Here is a 17133-nt window from a genome sequence, read left to right as displayed (position 1 = left end):
CGCCGATGCCGGGGCGCCAGGAGGGAAGTTGCACCAGGCCCGGGGCGAGCAGGTCGAGCCCGGAGAAGAACTCCATGATCCCGGCATGGTCGCGGGCGACCATGGACACCGGGCCCTCGAAGCTGATGACCTCCCAGTCCCGGTCGGTGTCGAGGGTGAAGTCACCGGTGGCGTGGGAGAGGACCAGACAGCTGCCCGGCGCGGCCCAGTCCATGAGCCGGCGGACGATGCCGACGGGGTTCGCCAGGTCCTCGATGTAGTCGAGGACGAGCGTCAGCAGGATCGCGACAGGCTGTGCGGGGTCGAGCAGCCGCCGCAGCTCCTCATGGCCCAGGAGGTCCTCGGGCGAGCGGATGTCGGCCTTGACCATCGTGGTGCCGGAGACGGAGAGCCGGGCCTGGCCGTGGCTCGCCACGATGGGGTCGTTGTCGGCGTAGACCACCCGGGCGCGGGGATTCACGGCCTGGGCGATTTCATGCACATTCGGGGTCGCCGGCAATCCCGCGCCGATATCCAGGAATTGGCTGATTCCATTGGCGGCGAGATGACGGACGGCCCGGTGCAGAAATCTCCGATTGGAGAGCGCGGTGTCGCGGACTTCCGGTGCGACACCGAGAAATCGCTGAGCCTGCTCGTAATCGGCGAGGTAATTGTCCTTGCCGCCGACGAGATAGTTGTAGACCCTGGCCGGGTTCGCCTCGCTGACCGCAAGACGTCCGTGGTCGGCCGGCCGCCACTCCCTCGTCCTGAGCCCGATGCCGGGTCCGCTGCTCTTCATCGTGATTCCCTTACCACTAGCACTGCCTCGCCTCACCGCCGACGGTTCCGGATCACTGCGGGTGCGGAGCCGCGCCCGGACGCCACGTGACCGTCTTCCTCGGCCCCGGTTCGGCCCAGGCGACCGGATCCCGCGCCCACAGGTGGAAGGGCAGGTCGACATCCGCGGACACCCGGCTGAGCTGGCCCCAGGAGTACGCGCCGGAGTGGGCCGCGGTGGCCTGGAGTGCCGCTTCGAGACAGGCACGGGCGGTGCGTTCGGCCCGGCAGGTGCCGCTCGGGCCGGACCCCTCCACCCCGCCGCAGAGCTGAAAGGTGCTCCAGGCGTAGAGGGGTTCGTCCTCGACATGAGGCTGATGCTGCTGGTCGACGTTCACAGGCCCTCTCCAGACGCGTCCCTACCGGGCGGCTGTAGCGATGCGCCCAGCATGGAAGAGGGCGGATCAGCGGCGGTATACCGGCGGTAAAGCGACGGCCGCGGCGGCTCGACCGGGTCCGCCCCGGTCGGGGTACCGCCGCGGCCGCATCGCGTTCCGCGTTGGAAGAGGTCCTGGTCACACGCCGTATGGCGGTATGGCGTGGGCCCAGGGCCGCCCGGTCACCCGGCGAGCCAGGCCAGGACCTCCCGGTTGATCCGCTCGGGCCGCTCCAGGTGGAGGAAGTGCCCGGTGCCGTCGACCAGTTCCATCCGCGAGCCCGCGGGGAGGTGGTCCCCGGCCCCCTGGACGACATCGGCGCCGATGCAGCCGTCGTCGGTGCCGTGCAGATAGAGGATGGGGACCTCTCCGGTCCGGGTGACGGCCTCCTGCTCGGCCGCGTACGCCTCCACATGGCGCGACGGGTCGAACAACGCCCGGTAGTAGCCGATCGCGGCGGCGAGGTGGGCCGGGTCCCGCAGGCTCTCCTTGACGTGCGCGATGTCCTCGGCGGCGTCCTTGTACCCGGGCGACCAGTCGCGCCACAGGCCGTCGATCAGGGCCATGTCGTGCGCCGCCGCCCCGGCCTCGGCCAGCGGCGTCTGGAACAGGAAGATGTAGAAGGAGCGCTTGAACTGGCCGTAGTCATAGTTGAAGAAGTCGGCCAGCACCCCGCCCAGCGGGGGCACCGACATCGTGACCGCGCGCCGCCAGCGCTCGGGGGCGCTGCCGGTGGCGCCGTACGCGGCGATGGCGCCCCAGTCGTGGCCGATGAGCACGGCGTCGCCGTCGCCGCCGAACGCCTCGTGGAGCGCGTTGGCGTCCGCGGCGATCGCACCCGCCTGGTAGGCGCCGTCGGCGGGTATGCCGCTGGGTGCGTAGCCCCTCATGAAGGGCGCCACGGCGTGGTAGCCCGCGTCCGCGAGCGCGGGAAGCAGATGACGCCAGGAGTGCGCGGAGTCCGGGAAGCCGTGCAAGCAGAGCGCCAATGGGGCGTCGGCCGGGCCCGCTTCGAAATACCCGAAATCAAGTCCATTTGCGTTGATGTTCTTCAGCTCTGTCACGCCCGAGGATGCTAATGCACCGTCAGGATGCCGTCCATGTATGGCCGGAACGGGCTGCGCGCCGGGCCGGAGAAGTGGCAGACTGCGCTATACCGTCCGGAAATTCGATGACGCACCGCGTGTTTTCGCCGGCCGAGCCCCAGGGAGGCCCGATGACCAGCCCGAGCAGCCCCGTCGCGGACCCCCGCGATGCGATGATGCATCGCGGATTCCTCTACCGCGACGAGGAGGAAGTGGTCGACATCTGCGTCCCGTTCCTCCGCGAAGGCCTGGAGGCGGACGACGCCGTGGCCGTCGTCGCGGCCACCTCCAACATCGACGCGCTGCGGGACGCGCTCGGGCGGGACGCCAAGGCGGTGCAGTTCGAGGAGGCGCTCAGCTGGTACCAGCACCCGGTCAAGACCATCGCCGCCTATGACTCCTTCGTGAAGGCCGAGAAGCCGCGCCGGGTCCGGGTGATCGCCGAGCCGGTGTGGCAGGGCCGCACCCCGCTCGAGGTGGTGGAGTGGGCGCGCTACGAGTCGATCGTCAACGCGGCCTTCGCCCACTCCGGCGCCCGCGCCATCTGCTGTTACGACCGGCGTCTGCTGCACCCCGAGATCCTCGCCTACGCGCGCCAGACCCACCCCGAGATCATCGACGGCCACGGGCCGGAGAAGAGCGACGCCTACACCGACCCCGGTCCGTTCAGCGCCACCTGCGACCGGCGCCCCCTGCCGTCCGCCCCGCGCACGGCCGAGTCCGTGTCGATCGTCTCGACCGATCTGGACGCCGTGCGCACCTTCGTGGCCGAGCGGGCGAGCCGGCACGGCATGGGCCATGACGCGCTGCGCAATATGGTCGCGGCCGTGAGCGAGGTGTCCACCACCGCGATCCGCCACGGCGGTGCCCCTGCGCGGCTGGGCACCTGGGTCCACGACGGCGATCTGGTCTGCGAGATCTCCGGGCCCGGCCACTGGTACCCGGACGCGCTGTGGGGCTTCGCCCCACCGGCCGACACCGAGCCCGGGTTCGGGCTGTGGGGTGTCCGCATGCTGTGCGACGTGGTGCAGATGCAGGCCGACGCGGACGGCACCCTCATCCGGCTGCGCACCCGGATCTGACGTCCCGGACGGCTGGGCTGATGGCCGGGGTCAGATGACGGTGATGGCCCCGGTGAGGACGGCGAAGGCGATGTAGCCGAGGGAGGCGGGCAGGACGCCCACCCGACGGCCGGGCCGACCCGAGCCGCGGCCGCCCCGGCCGGATGCGGCCGGGGCGGGGCGGAGCGACACTGGCGGGGAGGGCAACAGCCGTGATGCGGAGTGTGCGTATGGATGGGCTGCCATCCGTCAGGGAGAGCACGCGATGAACACGCCCCACCGGCGCCGGGGCGCCCAGGGCACCCCTAGGGTGCGGCGGGACCTGCCCACCCGCATCGACGCCACCGGCACCCGGCGGGAGACGGACGCGCTGGGGACCGTCGAGGTCCCGGCCGACCGGTACTGGGGTGCCCAGACCCAGCGGGCCCTGGTCCACTTCGCGATCGGTGACGACCGTATGCCCAAGGCGGTCTACCACGCGTACGGCCATGTGAAGAAGGCCGCCGCGCTGGTCAACGGCCGGGAGGGGCGGCTGGCCGGGTGGCAGGCGGATCTGATCGCGCATGTGGCCGACGAGGTGGTCTCCGGCGCGCTGGACGACCACTTCCCGCTGTATGTGTGGCAGGCCGGCTCCGGCACCCAGACCAATATGAACGTCAACGAGGTCATCAGCAATCGGGCGATCCAGCTGGTCGGCGGCGTCGTGGGCAGCAAGGAGCCGGTGCACCCCAACGACCACGTCAATCTGGGCCAGTCCTCCAACGACACGTTCCCCACGGCCATGCACATCGCCGCGGTGCGCGTCCTGCACGACCCGCTGCTGCCGCAGGTCAGCCTGCTCCAGGAGGCCATCGCCGCCAAGTCCCGCGCCTGGTACGAGATCGTCAAGACCGGCCGCACCCATCTGCGGGACGCGGTCCCCCTCTCCGTGGGGCAGGAGTGGTCCGGCCATGCCGCCCAGCTCTCCGACGCGCTGGAGCGGCTGCGGGCCACGCTGCCGGATCTGTACCAGCTCGCCATCGGTGGCACGGCGGTCGGCACCGGTCTGGGCGCCCCCGAGGGCTTCGGCCCGGCGGTGGCGCGGGAAATCGCCGCGGCCACCGGCCATCCGTTCAAGGTGGCGTCCAACTCCTTCGCGGCGCAGAGCGGTGTGGACGCCATGGTGGCCGCCTCCGCCGGGCTACGGGGCCTCGCCGTCCCCCTGATGAAGATCGCCGACGATATCCGCTGGCTCGCCTCCGGCCCGCACGGCGGGATCGGGGAGCTGACGCTGCCCGCGAACGAGCCCGGCAGCTCCAGCATGCCGGGCAAGGTCAACCCGACGCAGTGTGAGGCCATGATGATGGTGTGCACCCAGGTGCTCTCCGACGACGCCGCCGTGGCGCAAGCGGGCACCCGGGGGAACTTCCAGCTCAACGCGGCACGGCCGCTGGTCATCAGCGACTTCCTGCACTCCGCGCGCATCCTCGCCGATGCCTGCGAGAAGCTGCGCGCGTACTGCGTCGAGGGCATCGAGCTGAACCGCGAGCGGATCGACGAGTATCTGGCCCGCTCGCTGATGCTGGTCACCGCGCTGTCCCCGCGGATCGGCCACGACAAGGCCGCCGAGATCGCCCGTAAGGCCGCCGCCGAGGGAACGACCCTGCGCGAGGCGGCCATCGCCAGCGGCCACATCGGCGCCGAGGACTTCGACCGGATCGTGGACCCCCGGAAGATGGCCCGCCTGCGCGACGGCTGAGAGCCTGTGTCATATCCCGTGCTCGGCCAGCGGCCCCAGCTCCAGACCCGTGGCCCGGCACTCCGCCACCACCACGGGCAGCGCGGCCAGCGTGGCGCGCCAGCAGCCCGTGGCCGCGGCGCGGTCGGTGTCGTGCAGCAGAACGGTGGCCCCGCCGCGCAGATCGCGCCGTACTGCGGCGGCCACCGACCCCGGGGTGGCGTCCTCGGTCCAGTCGCGCCCCCAGGCCGACCAGAGGACCGGGGTGAGCCCGGCCCGGGCCGCCGCCAGCCAGCGGCCGCCGGTGAGGATGCCGTACGGCGGCCGGTACCACCGCGGCACCGCGCCGGTGGCCAGCCGGATCGCACGGGCGGCCCGGGCCACCTCGTGGGCGTCCCGGGACACCGTGGGCAGCCAGGGGCGGCTGTGGGTCCAGCCGTGGACGGCGAGCTCATGGCCCCGGCGGACGATCTCCAGCGTGGTGTGCGGGAAGCGCGTCACGCCGTCCCCCAGGACGAAGAAGGTGGCGCGGACACCGAGCTCGTCGAGCACCTGGAGGAAGCGCGGGGTGGTGCGTGGATCGGGTCCGTCGTCGAAGGTGAGGGCCACATGGTCGCGCCGCCCGCGGCCCGCCAGGGCGGGGAACAGGGCGCGCCGGGCCCCGGGCAGCCAGGTACCGGCGGGCGCGATGTGCGCGGCCGCCGCGAGCAGCGCGGCATTGCGCACCAGGACACCGGAGCGGTGGCGGACGCTCATGGTGCTCCCTCGCCGCCGGGGCCGCTCCGCCCTCCCGGGAGCGGTGTCCCGGCGTTCCGCGGCGGCTCGGGGACGGCCTGGTCCCAGCCGCCGCACATGGCGGGCGAGCGGGTCAGGCCCACGATGCCGGCCGCCATCAGCAGGATCCCGGCCACTTCGGGCACGATGCGCAGCCACAGCTCGATGCGCTCGCCGAACAGCACCCAGCCCAGCGCGATGCTGACCAGGGCGTCGCCGAGGGTGAGCGCGGGCTGCGAGGCGGCCAGGGTGCCCGCGCGCAGGGTGCTCTGCAGCAGCAGGAAGCTCAGCAGTCCCACGGCGCACACCGCGTACAGCGGCCAGTCGGTGAGCACCGCCACCACCCCACCGGCGAACCGCCCGGTCAGCTCCTTGATCAGCGCCGCCGTGCAGGCGAAACAGGCGGCGGTGGCGCTGCCGAGGGCGACGGCGCGCGCGGCCCCGCGCAACACCCGTGCCACCGCGATCAGGGCGCCCACGGCGATGGCCACCACCACGCCCACGGGCAGCCAGCGGCCGCCCAGCTCCGTGGGCGAGCCGCTGGAGGGGTCGGCCGCCACCAGGAAGAGCGCGAGCCCGGCGGCGAGCATCAGGAACGACAGCCAAGTCCGGCCGTCCGGGCGGTGGCGGAACACCAGACTGCCGACCACCAGGGTGAACAGCAGCTCGCTGACCAGCAGCGGCTGGACCACCGAGAGCCGCCCGACCGCCAGCGCGCCCACCTGCGCCAGCGCCGACACCATCATCGCGGCGAGACCGGCCAGCCAGAACGGACGGCGCAGCAGCCGCACCAGCCGCAGCAGGTTCCGCGTCGGCCCGCCGTCGCCCCGCTCCTCCCGGACCTGGTCCATCGCGGCCCGCCGCTGCAGTACCGAGGCCGCGCCGTTGCCCAGGGCGGACAGCAGGGCCAGTACGACGGTCAGGGCGTTCACCGGAGGTCACCCGAAGCGTGTGGCCAACCGGTGGTACAGCCGGGGGGCCAGGGCCCGGACCACCGCCGGCAGCCGCATCCAGGCCGGTACGTACACCTCGTCCCGCCCGCGCTCGACCGCGTCCCAGACCGCGTCGGCGATCCGCTCGGGCGGCAGCGGGCGCGGCAGCCGACGGGTGTACGGGGCGCCGCGCCTGGCGAAGAACGGGGTGTCCACCACACCGGGGACCACATGGGTGACGCGCACACCGGCCCGGCTCAGCTCATGGCGCAGGGCGTCGGCGAAGACGCCGAGCGCTGCCTTGGCCGCGGAGTACACCGCCTCGCCGCGCACCCCGACGGTCCCGGCCACCGAACCGATCAACACGATGTGTCCGCGCCGCTCGGCCTCCATCCGGGGGACGACCATGCGGACCAGGCGCATCGCGGCGAGCAGATCCACGCGCACCACCTGGTCGATGGCGGCGGGCGGCATGGTGGCGAAGGGGCCCGCCCAGCCCACGCCCGCCCCCGCGACCAGCAGATCCACCCGTCCGGCGGCCCGGAGGGCGTCCCTGAAGAGCGCCTCGGGTCCCTCCGGCGCGGCCAGGTCGACGGGGAGGGCGAGGGCCGATGTCCTGGCGGCCACGCGGTCGAGCCGTTCCCGGTGGCGGCCGCTGACCAGCAGCCGCCATCCGCCCTCGGCCGCGATCCGGTCGGCGATGGCGGCCCCGATGCCCGAGGAGGCGCCGGTCACCAGCGCGACCCTCGTCCCGGTGTCTGCCGGATGCCCGGTGTCCCGCACCTGGCCGCGATCCAGGGGAGTGTCCGGGAGGGGGCGGATCATGGCATCTCCCTGTCTCGCCGCCGACCGGCCGCTGGTCCTGGGTCACCGGCCGTCGAGCGCGCGGTTTGACGGCATGCGGAGCGGATACCTCCAGTGAGCCATGAGGAGCCGCGCCTCGCACCATCGGAGGTGGTCATGCACCCGCTGTCGGCACGCTTTCTCGTTGTCAGCGCCGGGATGGGAGCCGGACATGACGCGGTCGCCGCCGAGCTGGTCCGCAGGCTGGAGGACCGGGGTCAGGGGGCCGGCCGGGTGGATGTGCTGGAGTTGCTGCCGCACCGGATCGGGGCGGGGCTGCGCTCGTTCTATCGGACGACCATCCGCCGCGCCCCGGTGCTGTACGAGGGCATCTACCGGGCGTTCTTCCGTCCCGGCAGGGGCCCCCGGCCGGGCAGCGCCCCGCTGGCCGCGCTCGCCGAGGACCGGCTGCTGGCGCTGGTGGAGCGGGAGCGGCCGGATGTCGTCGTCCCGGTGTTCCATCTGGCCGCGCAGCTGACCGGCAGGCTGCGGGCGCGCGGGGCCCTCGGGGTGCCCAGCGCGGTCGTGGTGACCGATTTCGCGGTGCACCGCCAGTGGCTCCACCCGGGCAACGATCTGCATCTGTGTGTCACCCCGGACGCCGCGGGCACCGTGCGCCGGGCGCTGGGCCGCCCGTCGCACGCCACCGGGCCGGTGGTTGCGTCGCGCTTCTTCGGCCCGGCGCGGGGGGCGGCGCGGTGGCGGCGGCACTTGGGCGCGCTCGCGCCCGGGAGGCCGCCGGTGCTGCTGTCCGTGGGGGCGTGGGGCGCGGGCACACGGGTGGCGGACACCGCGCGGCTGGTGTCCGGGGCGGGGTATCTGCCGGTAGTGCTGTGCGGCCGGGACGAACGGCTGCGCGCCGAGCTGTCGCGCCGCCCGGAGGTGGCGGCCCTCGGCTGGGAGCCGGACATGCCGGGTCTGCTGGCCGCCGTACGGGCCGTGGTGGACAACGCGGCCGGTCAGACCGCGCTGGAGGCGCTGGCCACCGGGGTGCCCGTGATCGGCTACCGCCCCATCCCGGGCCATGGCCGCGAGGGTGTCGGGCGGATGGCCGCGCTGGGGCTCTCGGACCACGCGCGGGACTCGTGGGAGCTGGTGCGGCTGCTCGATGCGCTCACCGAACCCTCCGCGTGGCGCGAGCGCCGTATCGCGGCGGGCCGCGGGCTGTTCGCCGACGACGCCGCCGTCCGGCTGACCGACGCGGTCGCCCGGACGGCCGCGAGGTGAGTCGCCCGGACGGCCGCGAGGTGAATTTCCGCGCACGCGATGCCGCCCGTGCCGACCGGCCGACGGCGAGTGGTGGCATGCGGACGCCGGTCTTGGGGTCGGTGCAGGTGGTCGCCGTCGGCGCCTTCGCCGGGGCCGCCGCCCCACCGGTGCTGAGGGCGGCACCGGTGAGGGCCGCGGTACAGGCCGGCAGCGCGGTGACGCGTCTGCTTCCGTGTCGGGTCATGCGGTGTTCCTCCTCGGAAGGGATGCGGAGTGACGCCGCACGGCCTTCCGCCCGGCCACCCGGCACGTCTTCGTGAACCAGCGAGAAAACACCCGTCCGCCACGGGCGCGGGACTGTCAATCCGCGCAACCGGCCCCGGGCCTAGCCCGCCTTCTTGACGAACTCGGTGGTGTAGGTCTTCTTCAGATCCACCGTGGCGTTCTTCAGATTGGGGTTGAACGCCTTGAGGACGCGCTCGACGGTCGCCGGGCCGTCCGCGGGCATCACCCCGTCCTTGGTGAACATCGGCAGGGTGCTCTTGATGGCCTCCGCGTAGAGCTTGGCGCCGCCCTGCGCGTAGTCGCTCGGCATCTTGGCGGCGATGTCCTCGGCCGAGTGGGTGGACATCCACTTGAGTGTCTTCACGAAGGCGTTGGCCAGCTTCTGCACCGTGTCCTTGTGGCCGTTCACCCAGTCGGCGTTCATGTAGAGCGAGGAGGACGGGTACAGGCCGCCGAGCGCCTGCTTGGAGCCCTCCGGTGTGCGCATGTCGATCAGGACCTTGCCGATCTTCTGCTCCACGATCTGGGCGACCGTCGGATCGGTGGTCATACCGCCCTGGATGGAGCCCTGCTTGAGGGCCGAGATGAAGGTCTGGCCGGCGCCGACCGCCACCGGGGTGAACTCGCTGGTCTTCACGCCGCTGTCGACCGCGAGGTACTTGGTCAGGAAGTCCGTGGAGGAGCCCAGACCGGTGACACCGAGCTTCTTGCCCTTGAAGTCCTTGGGCGACTTCAGCTCTCCCGCCGCCTTGTTGGAGACCACCTCGACCTCACCGGGGGCCTGGGCGAGCTGGACGACGGACTCCACCTGCTTGCCCTTGACCTGCAGATCGAGGGTGTGGTCGTAGAAGCCGACGACGCCCTGGACATCGCCCGCGACCAGCGAGGTGGTGGCCTGGACCCCGGCGGGCTCGGTGAGCAGCTGGACCTTGAGGCCCTCCGCCTTGAAGTAGCCGAGGCGCTGGGTGAGCATCGCGGGCATGTAGATGACCTTGTCCAGGCCACCCACCATGATCTTGACCTTGCCGTCCTCGCCGCCGGAGGCGCTGGAGTCGCCGCCGCAGGCGGTGAGGGTGGTGAGAGCGAGCGCCGCGGCGACGGCGGCCGCGGAGAACTTGGCACTGCTGCGCATGAGGTCACGTCCTTGTGAGCGGTGATGAGCGGGGAGGAGGAAAGCGGGGCTCGGCGGGAGCCGGGACGAAGGAGGCGGGGCTCAGCGGTCCTCGCCGGGCTGGGCGGGCTTCCAGCGGAAGAGCCGCTTCTCCAGGAAGGTCAGCAGCCCCTCGGCGAGCAGGGCCACCACGGCGAGGATCACCATGGCGGCGTACACACCGGCGGCGTTGAAGGTGCCCTGCGAGGAGGACACCAGCAGGCCGAGCCCCTTGGTGGCGCCGATGTACTCGCCGACGATGGCGCCGATGAGGGCGAAGCCGAAGCTGACATGGAGGCTGGTGAAGATCCATGAGGTGGCGGAGGGGATCACCACCTGGAGGGTGACCTGGCGGTTGCTCGCGCCGAGGATCCGGGAGTTGGCCACCAGATTGCGGTCGACCTCCCGGGCGCCCTGGAAGGCGTTGAAGAAGACGGGGAAGAAGACCAGGACGACGGCCGAGGCCACCTTCGAGGCCGGACCGAGGCCGAACCAGATGAGGAAGATGGGCGCGAGCACGATGCGCGGCAGCGCGTTGAGCACCTTGATGTACGGGCCGAGCACATCGGCGAGGAAGGCGATCCGGCCGAACGCGATCCCCAGGACCACACCGGCCACGACGCCGATGCCCCAGCCCAGGAGCGCCTCGTAGAGCGTGTACCAGATCTGCTCCCACAGCGAGCCCTGCGCGGTGCCGTGCAGCGCCCACTGCTTGAGCTGCTCCCAGATCTTCGAGGGCATCGAGAAGTTGAAGGGGTCGATGACGGAGGCGCGGGCCAGCCACTCCCACAGCCCGATGACACCGAGGAGCACCAGGGCGCGGGTGCTCTGGACGAGGATGGCGCGGTTGCGCGCGGCGCGTGCCCGGGCCCTGGAGCGCTCCGTACCGGGTGTCTTGCCGACGGCGGGGACGGCCGTGGCGGAGATGGTCTCAGGCATCGACGGCACCCCTCTCACGGGTGATGCGGACCTCTTCGCCGAGCGAGGACCAGATCTCCCGGTAGATCTCCACGAACCGCGCCTCCAGCCGCACCGACTCCACCTTGCGGGGCCGGGGCAGATCGATCTCGAAGACCTCCTTGACGGTGGCCGGTCCGGCCGTCATCACCACGACCTTGTCGGCCAGGGCGATGGACTCCTCCAGGTCGTGGGTGACGAAGACGACGCACGCGCCGGTCCCCGCCCACAGCTCCAGGAGTTCGTCCGACATCAGCGCGCGGGTCTGTACGTCGAGCGCCGAGAACGGCTCGTCCATGAGCAGGATCTCGGGGTCGTTGACGAACGTGGAGGCGAGCGCCACGCGCTTGCGCTGGCCACCCGAGAGCTGGTGCGGATAGCGGTCCTCGAAGGAGGAGAGGCCGACCCGGGCCAGCCACTCACGGGCCCGCTCCTTCGCCTCCGCCTTGGGCACACCGCGGAAGCGCGGACCGGCCATCACGTTCGACAGCACGCTGCGCCAGGGGAACACCGCGTCCTGCTGGAAGACGAAGCCCACGTTGGAGGCGATGCCGCGGACCGGCTCACCGGCCACCAGCACATCGCCCTCGGTGGGCTCCTCCAACCCGCTGACCAGCGTCAGTGTCGTGGACTTGCCGCAGCCGGTGGGCCCGACGACGGCGACGAACTCACCGTGTCCGACGGTCAGGTCCAGATCCCTGACCGCGGTGTGGAGGGCCCCGGACGGTGTCCGGAACGCCTTGCTCGTTCCCCGCAGCTCGATGGCGGGGCTGGTGTGGCTGCTCATGGCCGGGAGGGTAGGAGTGACCCGCGCCACAGCGGCAGTCTTGTGAGCACAACGCGCCCTTGCGCTCACAAACCGCGTTCTGCTCGTTTTGCTCGCGCCCGCGCAACGAAAACGCTACGGAGACTGGGCATACGCCCCGGGCGCCTTTACGGTGCCTTCACAGCACCGTAAACGGACGAAGCACTACCGCTCGCGTACGGGACCACACGGGACCTCGAGACGGGAGACAGGGGGCCCATCATGCGTATCCGATGGCCCCGGCGTGTCTCCGGTCAGGTACTCGCCGCGCAGCTGTCCATCACCGCCGGGGTGATGGTGCTGGCGACCGCGCTGTTCCTGGCCCCGCTCAGCTCCGAGATCGACAACCAGGCGATGCACCAGGCGCTCGCCATCGCCCAGACCACCGCGGCCGATCCGGACATCGCCCGGGACCTGGCCGCCACGAAGCCCAGCCCGTCGGGTCCGGTGCAGCGGGCGGCGGAGCGGATCCGCCGGTCCACCGGGGCGCTGTACATCGTGGTGATGGACTCCCGGGGGGTGCGCTGGTCGCACACCACCACCGCCCGGATCGGCGAACACGTCTCCACCGATCCGCGCGAGGCGCTCTCCGGCCGGGAGGTCCTGCAGATCGACGTGGGGACGCTCGGCCGCTCGGCCCGCGCCAAGGTGCCGCTGCGGGCCAGGGACGGCCGGATCATCGGGGCGGTGTCGGTGGGCATCGGCTACGGCAGTGTGCGCGACCAGCTGCTGGCGGCGGTGCCCCGGCTGCTGCTGTACGCCGGGGCGGCGCTCGCGGTGGGTGTCCTCGCGGCGATCGCCGTCTCGCGCCGACTGCGCCGCCGTACCCACGGTGTGGCGTTCGCGGACATCTCGGCGCTGCTCGACGAGCGGGAGGCGATGCTGCACGGCATCCGCGAAGGGGTGGTGGCCTTCGACCGGCAGGGCCGGATCCGCCTGGTCAACGACGAGGCCGGACGGTTGCTGGGGATCCACCCGGACGCCACCGGACGCACCCTGGAGGAGTCACTGCCCCCGGGCCGTACCACCGATGTGCTGGCAGGGCGGGTGGACGGGGCGGATCTGCTGACCGTCAGCGGCGGCCGGGTGCTGGTGGCCAACCGCATGCCGACCAAGGACGGCGGAGCGGTGGCGACGCTGCGCGACCGCACCGAGCTGGAGTTGCTGGGGCGCGAGCTGGACAGCACCCGCGGGCTGCTGGACGCGCTGCGCGCCCAGGACCACGAACACGCCAACCGGCTGCACACCCTGCTGGGGCTGCTGGAGCTCGGACTGCACGAGCGGGCGGCGCAGTTCGTGGCCGAGCTGACCAACGCCCGGCGCGCCTCGGCCGAGCAGATCTCCGAACGGGTGCACGATCCGATGCTGTCGGCGCTGCTGGTCGGCAAGTCGGCGATCGTGGCCGAGCGCGGGGCCGTCCTGCGCATCTCCCCCGCGACGCTGCTGCCGGGGCGGGTGGTCGATCCGCGCGATCTGGTGACCGTGCTCGGCAACCTCATCGACAACGCGCTGGACGCGGTGGCGGCACACCCCTCACCCGCCCCGTTCATCGAGGTCGAGCTGAGGGCCGAGGGCACCACCGCCGTGCTGCGGGTGAGCGACACCGGTCCGGGGGTGCCGCCGGGGATGCGCGAACAGATCTTCACCGAGGGCTGGTCCACCAAACGGCCCGCCCCTCCCGGCTCCCCGGACGGTCCCGATGCCCACGAGGGGTCCGCCGCGGTGTCGCCGCGCGGCCGGGGCATCGGACTGGCCCTGGTACGGCGGCTGGCCGAGCGATACGGAGGCATGGCCCGGGTCACCGCCCGGGCCGGTGGCGGGGCGGTGTTCACCGTCGTCCTGCCCGAGGCCCTCACCGGGGACGACACACCCACTCATGAGTTCACCGCAGCAGGAGAGTCACGATGATCGACGTTCTTGTCGTGGACGACGACTTCCACGTCGCCGAGATCAACGCTGCGTATGTGGCCCAGGTGCCCGGCTACCGGGTCACCGCCCGTGCCCATACCGCCGCCCAGGCCCTCGCGACCCTCGAACGCACCCCGGTCGACCTCGTCCTGCTCGACCACTACCTGCCGGACGAGACCGGGCTGACGCTGGTGCGCCGGATGCGCCAGCTCGGCCACCACGCCGACGTCATCATGGTGACGGCGGCGTGTGATGTGGCCACCGTGCAGGCCGCCATGCGCCATGGCGCACTCCAGTACTTGGTCAAGCCGTTCAGCTTCGCCGGGCTGCGGGCCAAGCTGGACGGCTACGCGGGACTGCGCCGCACCCTCGAGGGCGTCGGCGGGCGCGGCGAGACCGGCCAGGAGAGGGTGGACCGGATCTTCGGCGCCTTCGCGGCCGCCGACACCTCCGGTCCCGCCCTCCCCAAGGGCCACTCCGCGCCCACCGTCGACCTCATACGCCGGGTCCTGGACCAGGCCGACCACCCGCTCTCTGCCCATGAAGTGGCGGAGCGCACCGGCATCAGCCGCTCCACGGCCCAGCGCTATCTGAAGTACCTCGAGCATGCGGGCCGTATCAGCCTCACGCTCAAGTACGGGGACACCGGCCGTCCCGAACACCGCTACACATGGGTGGCGGTGAACTGACGGCACCCTCAGCTGGTGGCCGTGGCCTCGTACAGGCCACGGCCGGAGCGCTGGGCCCGGTCCGAGGAGCGCAGCCGCTCGAGGGTGTTGCGCACCGAGTTCACATTGGTGCGGGACTCGTCGCGGCCCAGGGCCTCGTTGACCTCGGAGGCCCGCATGGGGCGGCCGGCCTTGCGCAGCGCGGTCAGCACGCTGTCGGCGAGCCCGGTGGAGCGCTCGGAGGTGGTGGCCGTGTCCTTGGTGGCCTTCTCCGCCGGCTTCTCCGCGGCCTTGGTGCTCTTGGCGGTCTTGGCCGTGGCCTTCACCGTGGCCTTGGCGGACTTGGGAGCCTTCGCCGCGGCCTTCGCGGCGGTCTTCTTGGCGGCGGTCTTCTTGGCCGCCGCCTTGGTTCCCCGTCCGGTGGCCGGCGCCTTGCCCGCCTTGCCGCCACTGCGCTGACGGCCGATGGCCGCCTTGCGGGTGGCGGCGGAGGTACGGCCGGTGGTGGCCGTGTCCTCGGCGGACTCCGGCGCGGTGGCCTCGGCCGTGGCCTCGGTGGCCGGTTCCGCGGCCGGCTGGGCCACGGGCTCCGCCACCGCCACCGGGGCTCCGTTGCCGCCCTGCTCGGGCACCGCGGAGGTGGAGAGCGTCTGAAGGCTGCTCAGGGCGGTGCTGACCGCCTCCAGCCGCTTGGTGACGGCCTCCAAATCACCCTTGAGTGCCTCCTGTTGCTTCTGCAGCTGAGGGAGTTCGGCCTCCAGCACCTCGATGGTCGAACCGACACTGCTGTCCGCGCTCAAAGCGTTCACTTCACTTCGTCCCCTTTCTGGGCGTCTGCGCCCATCGCAGCAGCGATTATGCCTGCTGTCAGTGGTGTGCGGTGCCCGGTGTGCCACTACGCAAAACAACCACACGTGTCTCAGCACCCCATGAGAGGCCAACTTTCGGTGAAAAAACACCTCTGTGGCACCACGCCCGCGCGGCGGATGTCATCCGGAAGGGTGGCGCCGCAAACGCGGTGACGACGTGTCAGACCCCCGTTTCCGGGGTGCCATCACATGGGTGGTAGAAACACCGTACCTGTCCGAGGAAACCGAGGTAGTCGAGGTAATCCCATGAAGTTGCGCTGCGCCGTGCTCGACGACTATCAGGACGTGGCGCTGTCGGCGGCCGACTGGTCGGGGGTGCTCGACGCGGTGGACGTGGTGCCGGTCCATGAGCACATCGCCGGTGAGGACGCGGTGGCCGAGGCGATCGGGGACTGCGAGATCGTGGTCATCATGCGGGAGCGCACTCCCTTCCCCGCGTCGCTGTATCCCCGGCTGCCACGGCTGAAGCTGCTGGTCACCACGGGGATGCGCAATGCGTCGGTGGACCTGGAGGCCGCCGCCCGCCACGGCGTCACCGTGTGCGGCACGGGCAGCGGCTCGCAACCGACCGCCGAGCTCACCTGGGCGCTGATCCTGGGGCTCGCGCGCCATCTGGTGCCGGAGAGCACGGCGCTGCGGGACGGCGGACCGTGGCAGAGCACCGTCGGCACCGATCTGCACGGCCGCCGTCTGGGGTTGCTGGGTCTTGGCAGGATCGGCACCCAGGTGGCGCGGATCGGCCGGGCCTTCGGCATGGAGGTGGCCGCCTGGAGCGAGAACCTGACGGCCGGGCGCGCGGAGGCGGAGGGGGTCCGGGCGGCAGACTCCAAGGAGGAGCTGCTGGAGACCGGTGACATCGTCTCGGTGCATCTGGTGCTCAGCGACCGCACCCGGGGGCTGCTGGGCGCGCCGGAGCTGAGGCGGATGCGTCCCACGGCGCTCCTGGTGAACACCTCCCGCGCCGCCATCGTGGACCAGGCGGCGCTCGCGCAGGCGTTGCGGGACGGCTGGATCGCGGGCGCGGGGGTCGATGTATTCGAGCGGGAGCCGCTGCCGCCGGGCGATCCGTTCCGTACGCTGCCCAATCTGCTGGCCACCCCGCATCTGGGCTATGTCACCCGGGGCAACTACGAGCGGTTTTACGGCGATGTGGTGGAGGACATCAGCGCCTATCTGCAAGGCGCGCCGATCCGTCGTCTGAGCCCGCCCGAACCGGCCGGCTGACTCGACCCCGAGGAGCGCCAAGGGGGCGTATTCCAGAACGCGTTGGAGTCGGCCGGCGCCCTGGCCGACCTTGTTCGAACGTCCCGTACCCAACCACCGTTCGCCTGCCCGGGCTGAAAGCGACGCATGCCCTCCGCCCGGTGGACACTATTCCGTTTCGCCTTCGTCATACCGGACAGGCTGCCTGGCACGGACAACCCATCGGCCCGCACAACAGACCGGTGCCCGGTCCACCGACCCGGCACCGCGGACGGAGGGAACGTGGCTCACAGCACATCCGGAAAGCCGACGACCGACGGGGCATCGGCCGGGCAGGACGCCCTACGGCACGGCGATGGCGGCGGAGGGTCGGGGACCCCGCCACCGACCCGGCGCGGCATGCTCTCGGTGGCCGCGGCGGCCGGGGTCGGCCTGCTCGCCGGCTGCGGCGAGGAGTCGGCCGGCTCGTCCGGA

General features: G+C 71.9%; 17 protein-coding genes and 1 pseudogene. 7 read left to right on the top strand and 11 right to left on the bottom strand.

What is annotated here, in order from left to right; translation table 11 throughout:
* The 3 genes from GWI24_RS23690 to GWI24_RS23680 form a co-directional block, all read right to left on the bottom strand.
* Window positions 1-778: SAM-dependent methyltransferase (locus GWI24_RS23690; protein ID WP_210947927.1), on the bottom strand; the 778-nt coding region annotated here is incomplete at its 3' end.
* Window positions 779-830: 52 nt separating this feature from the next.
* Window positions 831-1154, bottom strand: coding sequence for a hypothetical protein (locus tag GWI24_RS23685; protein WP_086881829.1), 324 nt, complete (start codon window positions 1152-1154; stop codon window positions 831-833).
* Between the two features lie 221 nt (window positions 1155-1375).
* On the bottom strand, window positions 1376-2257 hold the full coding sequence (locus GWI24_RS23680) for an alpha/beta fold hydrolase (RefSeq protein WP_210947926.1): 882 nt from the start codon (window positions 2255-2257) through the stop codon (window positions 1376-1378).
* Window positions 2258-2409: 152 nt separating this feature from the next.
* Here GWI24_RS23680 and GWI24_RS23675 point away from each other — a divergent pair, with 152 nt between their 5' ends.
* Window positions 2410-3360, top strand: coding sequence for a sensor histidine kinase (locus tag GWI24_RS23675; protein WP_210947925.1), 951 nt, complete (start codon window positions 2410-2412; stop codon window positions 3358-3360).
* Between the two features lie 30 nt (window positions 3361-3390).
* Here GWI24_RS23675 and GWI24_RS23670 read toward each other — a convergent pair whose 3' ends face one another.
* A complete protein-coding gene (locus GWI24_RS23670) occupies window positions 3391-3531 on the bottom strand; it encodes a hypothetical protein (protein WP_210947924.1) in 141 nt (46 codons plus the stop codon).
* A gap of 73 nt (window positions 3532-3604) precedes the next feature.
* Here GWI24_RS23670 and GWI24_RS23665 point away from each other — a divergent pair, with 73 nt between their 5' ends.
* On the top strand, window positions 3605-5077 hold the full coding sequence (locus GWI24_RS23665) for a lyase family protein (protein WP_210947923.1): 1473 nt from the start codon (window positions 3605-3607) through the stop codon (window positions 5075-5077).
* A gap of 9 nt (window positions 5078-5086) precedes the next feature.
* On the opposite strand, the gene GWI24_RS23660 is transcribed toward GWI24_RS23665, so the two are convergent.
* From GWI24_RS23660 to GWI24_RS23650, 3 genes are read right to left on the bottom strand one after another with little or no spacing between them, the layout of a single operon-like run.
* Entirely contained in the window at window positions 5087-5812 is a 726-nt protein-coding gene (locus GWI24_RS23660) for a polysaccharide deacetylase family protein (protein WP_210947922.1), read from the bottom strand.
* Window positions 5809-6762 (bottom strand): DMT family transporter, encoded by a 954-nt coding sequence (locus GWI24_RS23655; RefSeq protein ID WP_210947921.1) that lies wholly within the window; start codon window positions 6760-6762, stop codon window positions 5809-5811. Before GWI24_RS23655 ends, GWI24_RS23660 begins: the two co-directional genes overlap by 4 nt.
* Before the next feature lie 6 nt (window positions 6763-6768).
* Window positions 6769-7587, bottom strand: coding sequence for an SDR family oxidoreductase (locus tag GWI24_RS23650; protein ID WP_210947920.1), 819 nt, complete (start codon window positions 7585-7587; stop codon window positions 6769-6771).
* Between the two features lie 135 nt (window positions 7588-7722).
* On the opposite strand from GWI24_RS23650, the gene GWI24_RS23645 reads away from it, so the two are divergent.
* Complete coding sequence (locus GWI24_RS23645) at window positions 7723-8832, top strand: galactosyldiacylglycerol synthase (RefSeq protein ID WP_210947919.1); 1110 nt, start codon at window positions 7723-7725, stop codon at window positions 8830-8832.
* A gap of 367 nt (window positions 8833-9199) precedes the next feature.
* Here the strand turns inward: GWI24_RS23645 and GWI24_RS23640 are convergent, their stop codons facing one another.
* The 3 genes from GWI24_RS23640 to GWI24_RS23630 all read right to left on the bottom strand — a co-directional run bounded on the left by GWI24_RS23640 (window position 9200) and on the right by GWI24_RS23630 (window position 11993).
* The gene (locus GWI24_RS23640; protein WP_210947918.1) at window positions 9200-10231 is read right to left on the bottom strand and encodes an ABC transporter substrate-binding protein; all 1032 of its coding nucleotides are present in this window, start codon (window positions 10229-10231) and stop codon (window positions 9200-9202) included.
* A gap of 81 nt (window positions 10232-10312) precedes the next feature.
* Window positions 10313-11188, bottom strand: a complete 876-nt coding sequence (locus GWI24_RS23635) for an ABC transporter permease (protein ID WP_210947917.1) — start codon at window positions 11186-11188, stop codon at window positions 10313-10315.
* Window positions 11181-11993 (bottom strand): ABC transporter ATP-binding protein, encoded by an 813-nt coding sequence (locus tag GWI24_RS23630; protein ID WP_210947916.1) that lies wholly within the window; start codon window positions 11991-11993, stop codon window positions 11181-11183. The genes GWI24_RS23635 and GWI24_RS23630 overlap by 8 nt, the downstream gene beginning before the upstream one ends.
* Before the next feature lie 240 nt (window positions 11994-12233).
* Between GWI24_RS23630 and GWI24_RS23625 the strand changes: the two genes are divergently transcribed.
* On the top strand, window positions 12234-13919 hold the full coding sequence (locus GWI24_RS23625) for a sensor histidine kinase (protein ID WP_210947915.1): 1686 nt from the start codon (window positions 12234-12236) through the stop codon (window positions 13917-13919).
* On the top strand, window positions 13916-14608 hold the full coding sequence (locus GWI24_RS23620; RefSeq protein WP_137976266.1) for a response regulator: 693 nt from the start codon (window positions 13916-13918) through the stop codon (window positions 14606-14608). The genes GWI24_RS23625 and GWI24_RS23620 overlap by 4 nt, the downstream gene beginning before the upstream one ends.
* Before the next feature lie 8 nt (window positions 14609-14616).
* Here GWI24_RS23620 and GWI24_RS23615 read toward each other — a convergent pair whose 3' ends face one another.
* Window positions 14617-15396: a prephenate dehydrogenase gene (locus tag GWI24_RS23615; RefSeq protein WP_210947914.1), complete on the bottom strand. Its 780-nt coding sequence runs from the start codon at window positions 15394-15396 to the stop codon at window positions 14617-14619.
* 306 nt (window positions 15397-15702) lie between these two features.
* On the opposite strand from GWI24_RS23615, the gene GWI24_RS23610 reads away from it, so the two are divergent.
* The gene (locus tag GWI24_RS23610; RefSeq protein ID WP_210947913.1) at window positions 15703-16680 is read left to right on the top strand and encodes a D-2-hydroxyacid dehydrogenase family protein; all 978 of its coding nucleotides are present in this window, start codon (window positions 15703-15705) and stop codon (window positions 16678-16680) included.
* Window positions 16681-16941: 261 nt separating this feature from the next.
* Window positions 16942-17133, top strand: a pseudogene (locus GWI24_RS23605) (hypothetical protein); the annotation flags it as partial.

It is taken from the genome of Streptomyces sp. MK37H, assembly GCF_018035285.1.
Lineage (GTDB): Bacteria > Actinomycetota > Actinomycetes > Streptomycetales > Streptomycetaceae > Streptomyces > Streptomyces endocoffeicus.
This window is presented reverse-complemented; position numbering and strand designations above follow the sequence as displayed.

What these genes read in the sequence shown, in the direction of transcription:
- GWI24_RS23620 (WP_137976266.1), top strand. Translation starts at nt 13,916, where the DNA reads ATGATCGACGTTCTTGTCGTGGACGACGACTTCCACGTCGCCGAGATC.
- GWI24_RS23675 (WP_210947925.1), top strand. Translation starts at nt 2,410, where the DNA reads ATGACCAGCCCGAGCAGCCCCGTCGCGGACCCCCGCGATGCGATGATG.
- GWI24_RS23625 (WP_210947915.1), top strand. Translation starts at nt 12,234, where the DNA reads ATGCGTATCCGATGGCCCCGGCGTGTCTCCGGTCAGGTACTCGCCGCG.
- GWI24_RS23635 (WP_210947917.1), bottom strand. Translation starts at nt 11,188, where the DNA reads ATGCCTGAGACCATCTCCGCCACGGCCGTCCCCGCCGTCGGCAAGACA.
- GWI24_RS23660 (WP_210947922.1), bottom strand. Translation starts at nt 5,812, where the DNA reads ATGAGCGTCCGCCACCGCTCCGGTGTCCTGGTGCGCAATGCCGCGCTG.
- GWI24_RS23665 (WP_210947923.1), top strand. Translation starts at nt 3,605, where the DNA reads ATGAACACGCCCCACCGGCGCCGGGGCGCCCAGGGCACCCCTAGGGTG.
- GWI24_RS23650 (WP_210947920.1), bottom strand. Translation starts at nt 7,587, where the DNA reads ATGATCCGCCCCCTCCCGGACACTCCCCTGGATCGCGGCCAGGTGCGG.
- GWI24_RS23645 (WP_210947919.1), top strand. Translation starts at nt 7,723, where the DNA reads ATGCACCCGCTGTCGGCACGCTTTCTCGTTGTCAGCGCCGGGATGGGA.
- GWI24_RS23610 (WP_210947913.1), top strand. Translation starts at nt 15,703, where the DNA reads ATGAAGTTGCGCTGCGCCGTGCTCGACGACTATCAGGACGTGGCGCTG.
- GWI24_RS23630 (WP_210947916.1), bottom strand. Translation starts at nt 11,993, where the DNA reads ATGAGCAGCCACACCAGCCCCGCCATCGAGCTGCGGGGAACGAGCAAG.
- GWI24_RS23640 (WP_210947918.1), bottom strand. Translation starts at nt 10,231, where the DNA reads ATGCGCAGCAGTGCCAAGTTCTCCGCGGCCGCCGTCGCCGCGGCGCTC.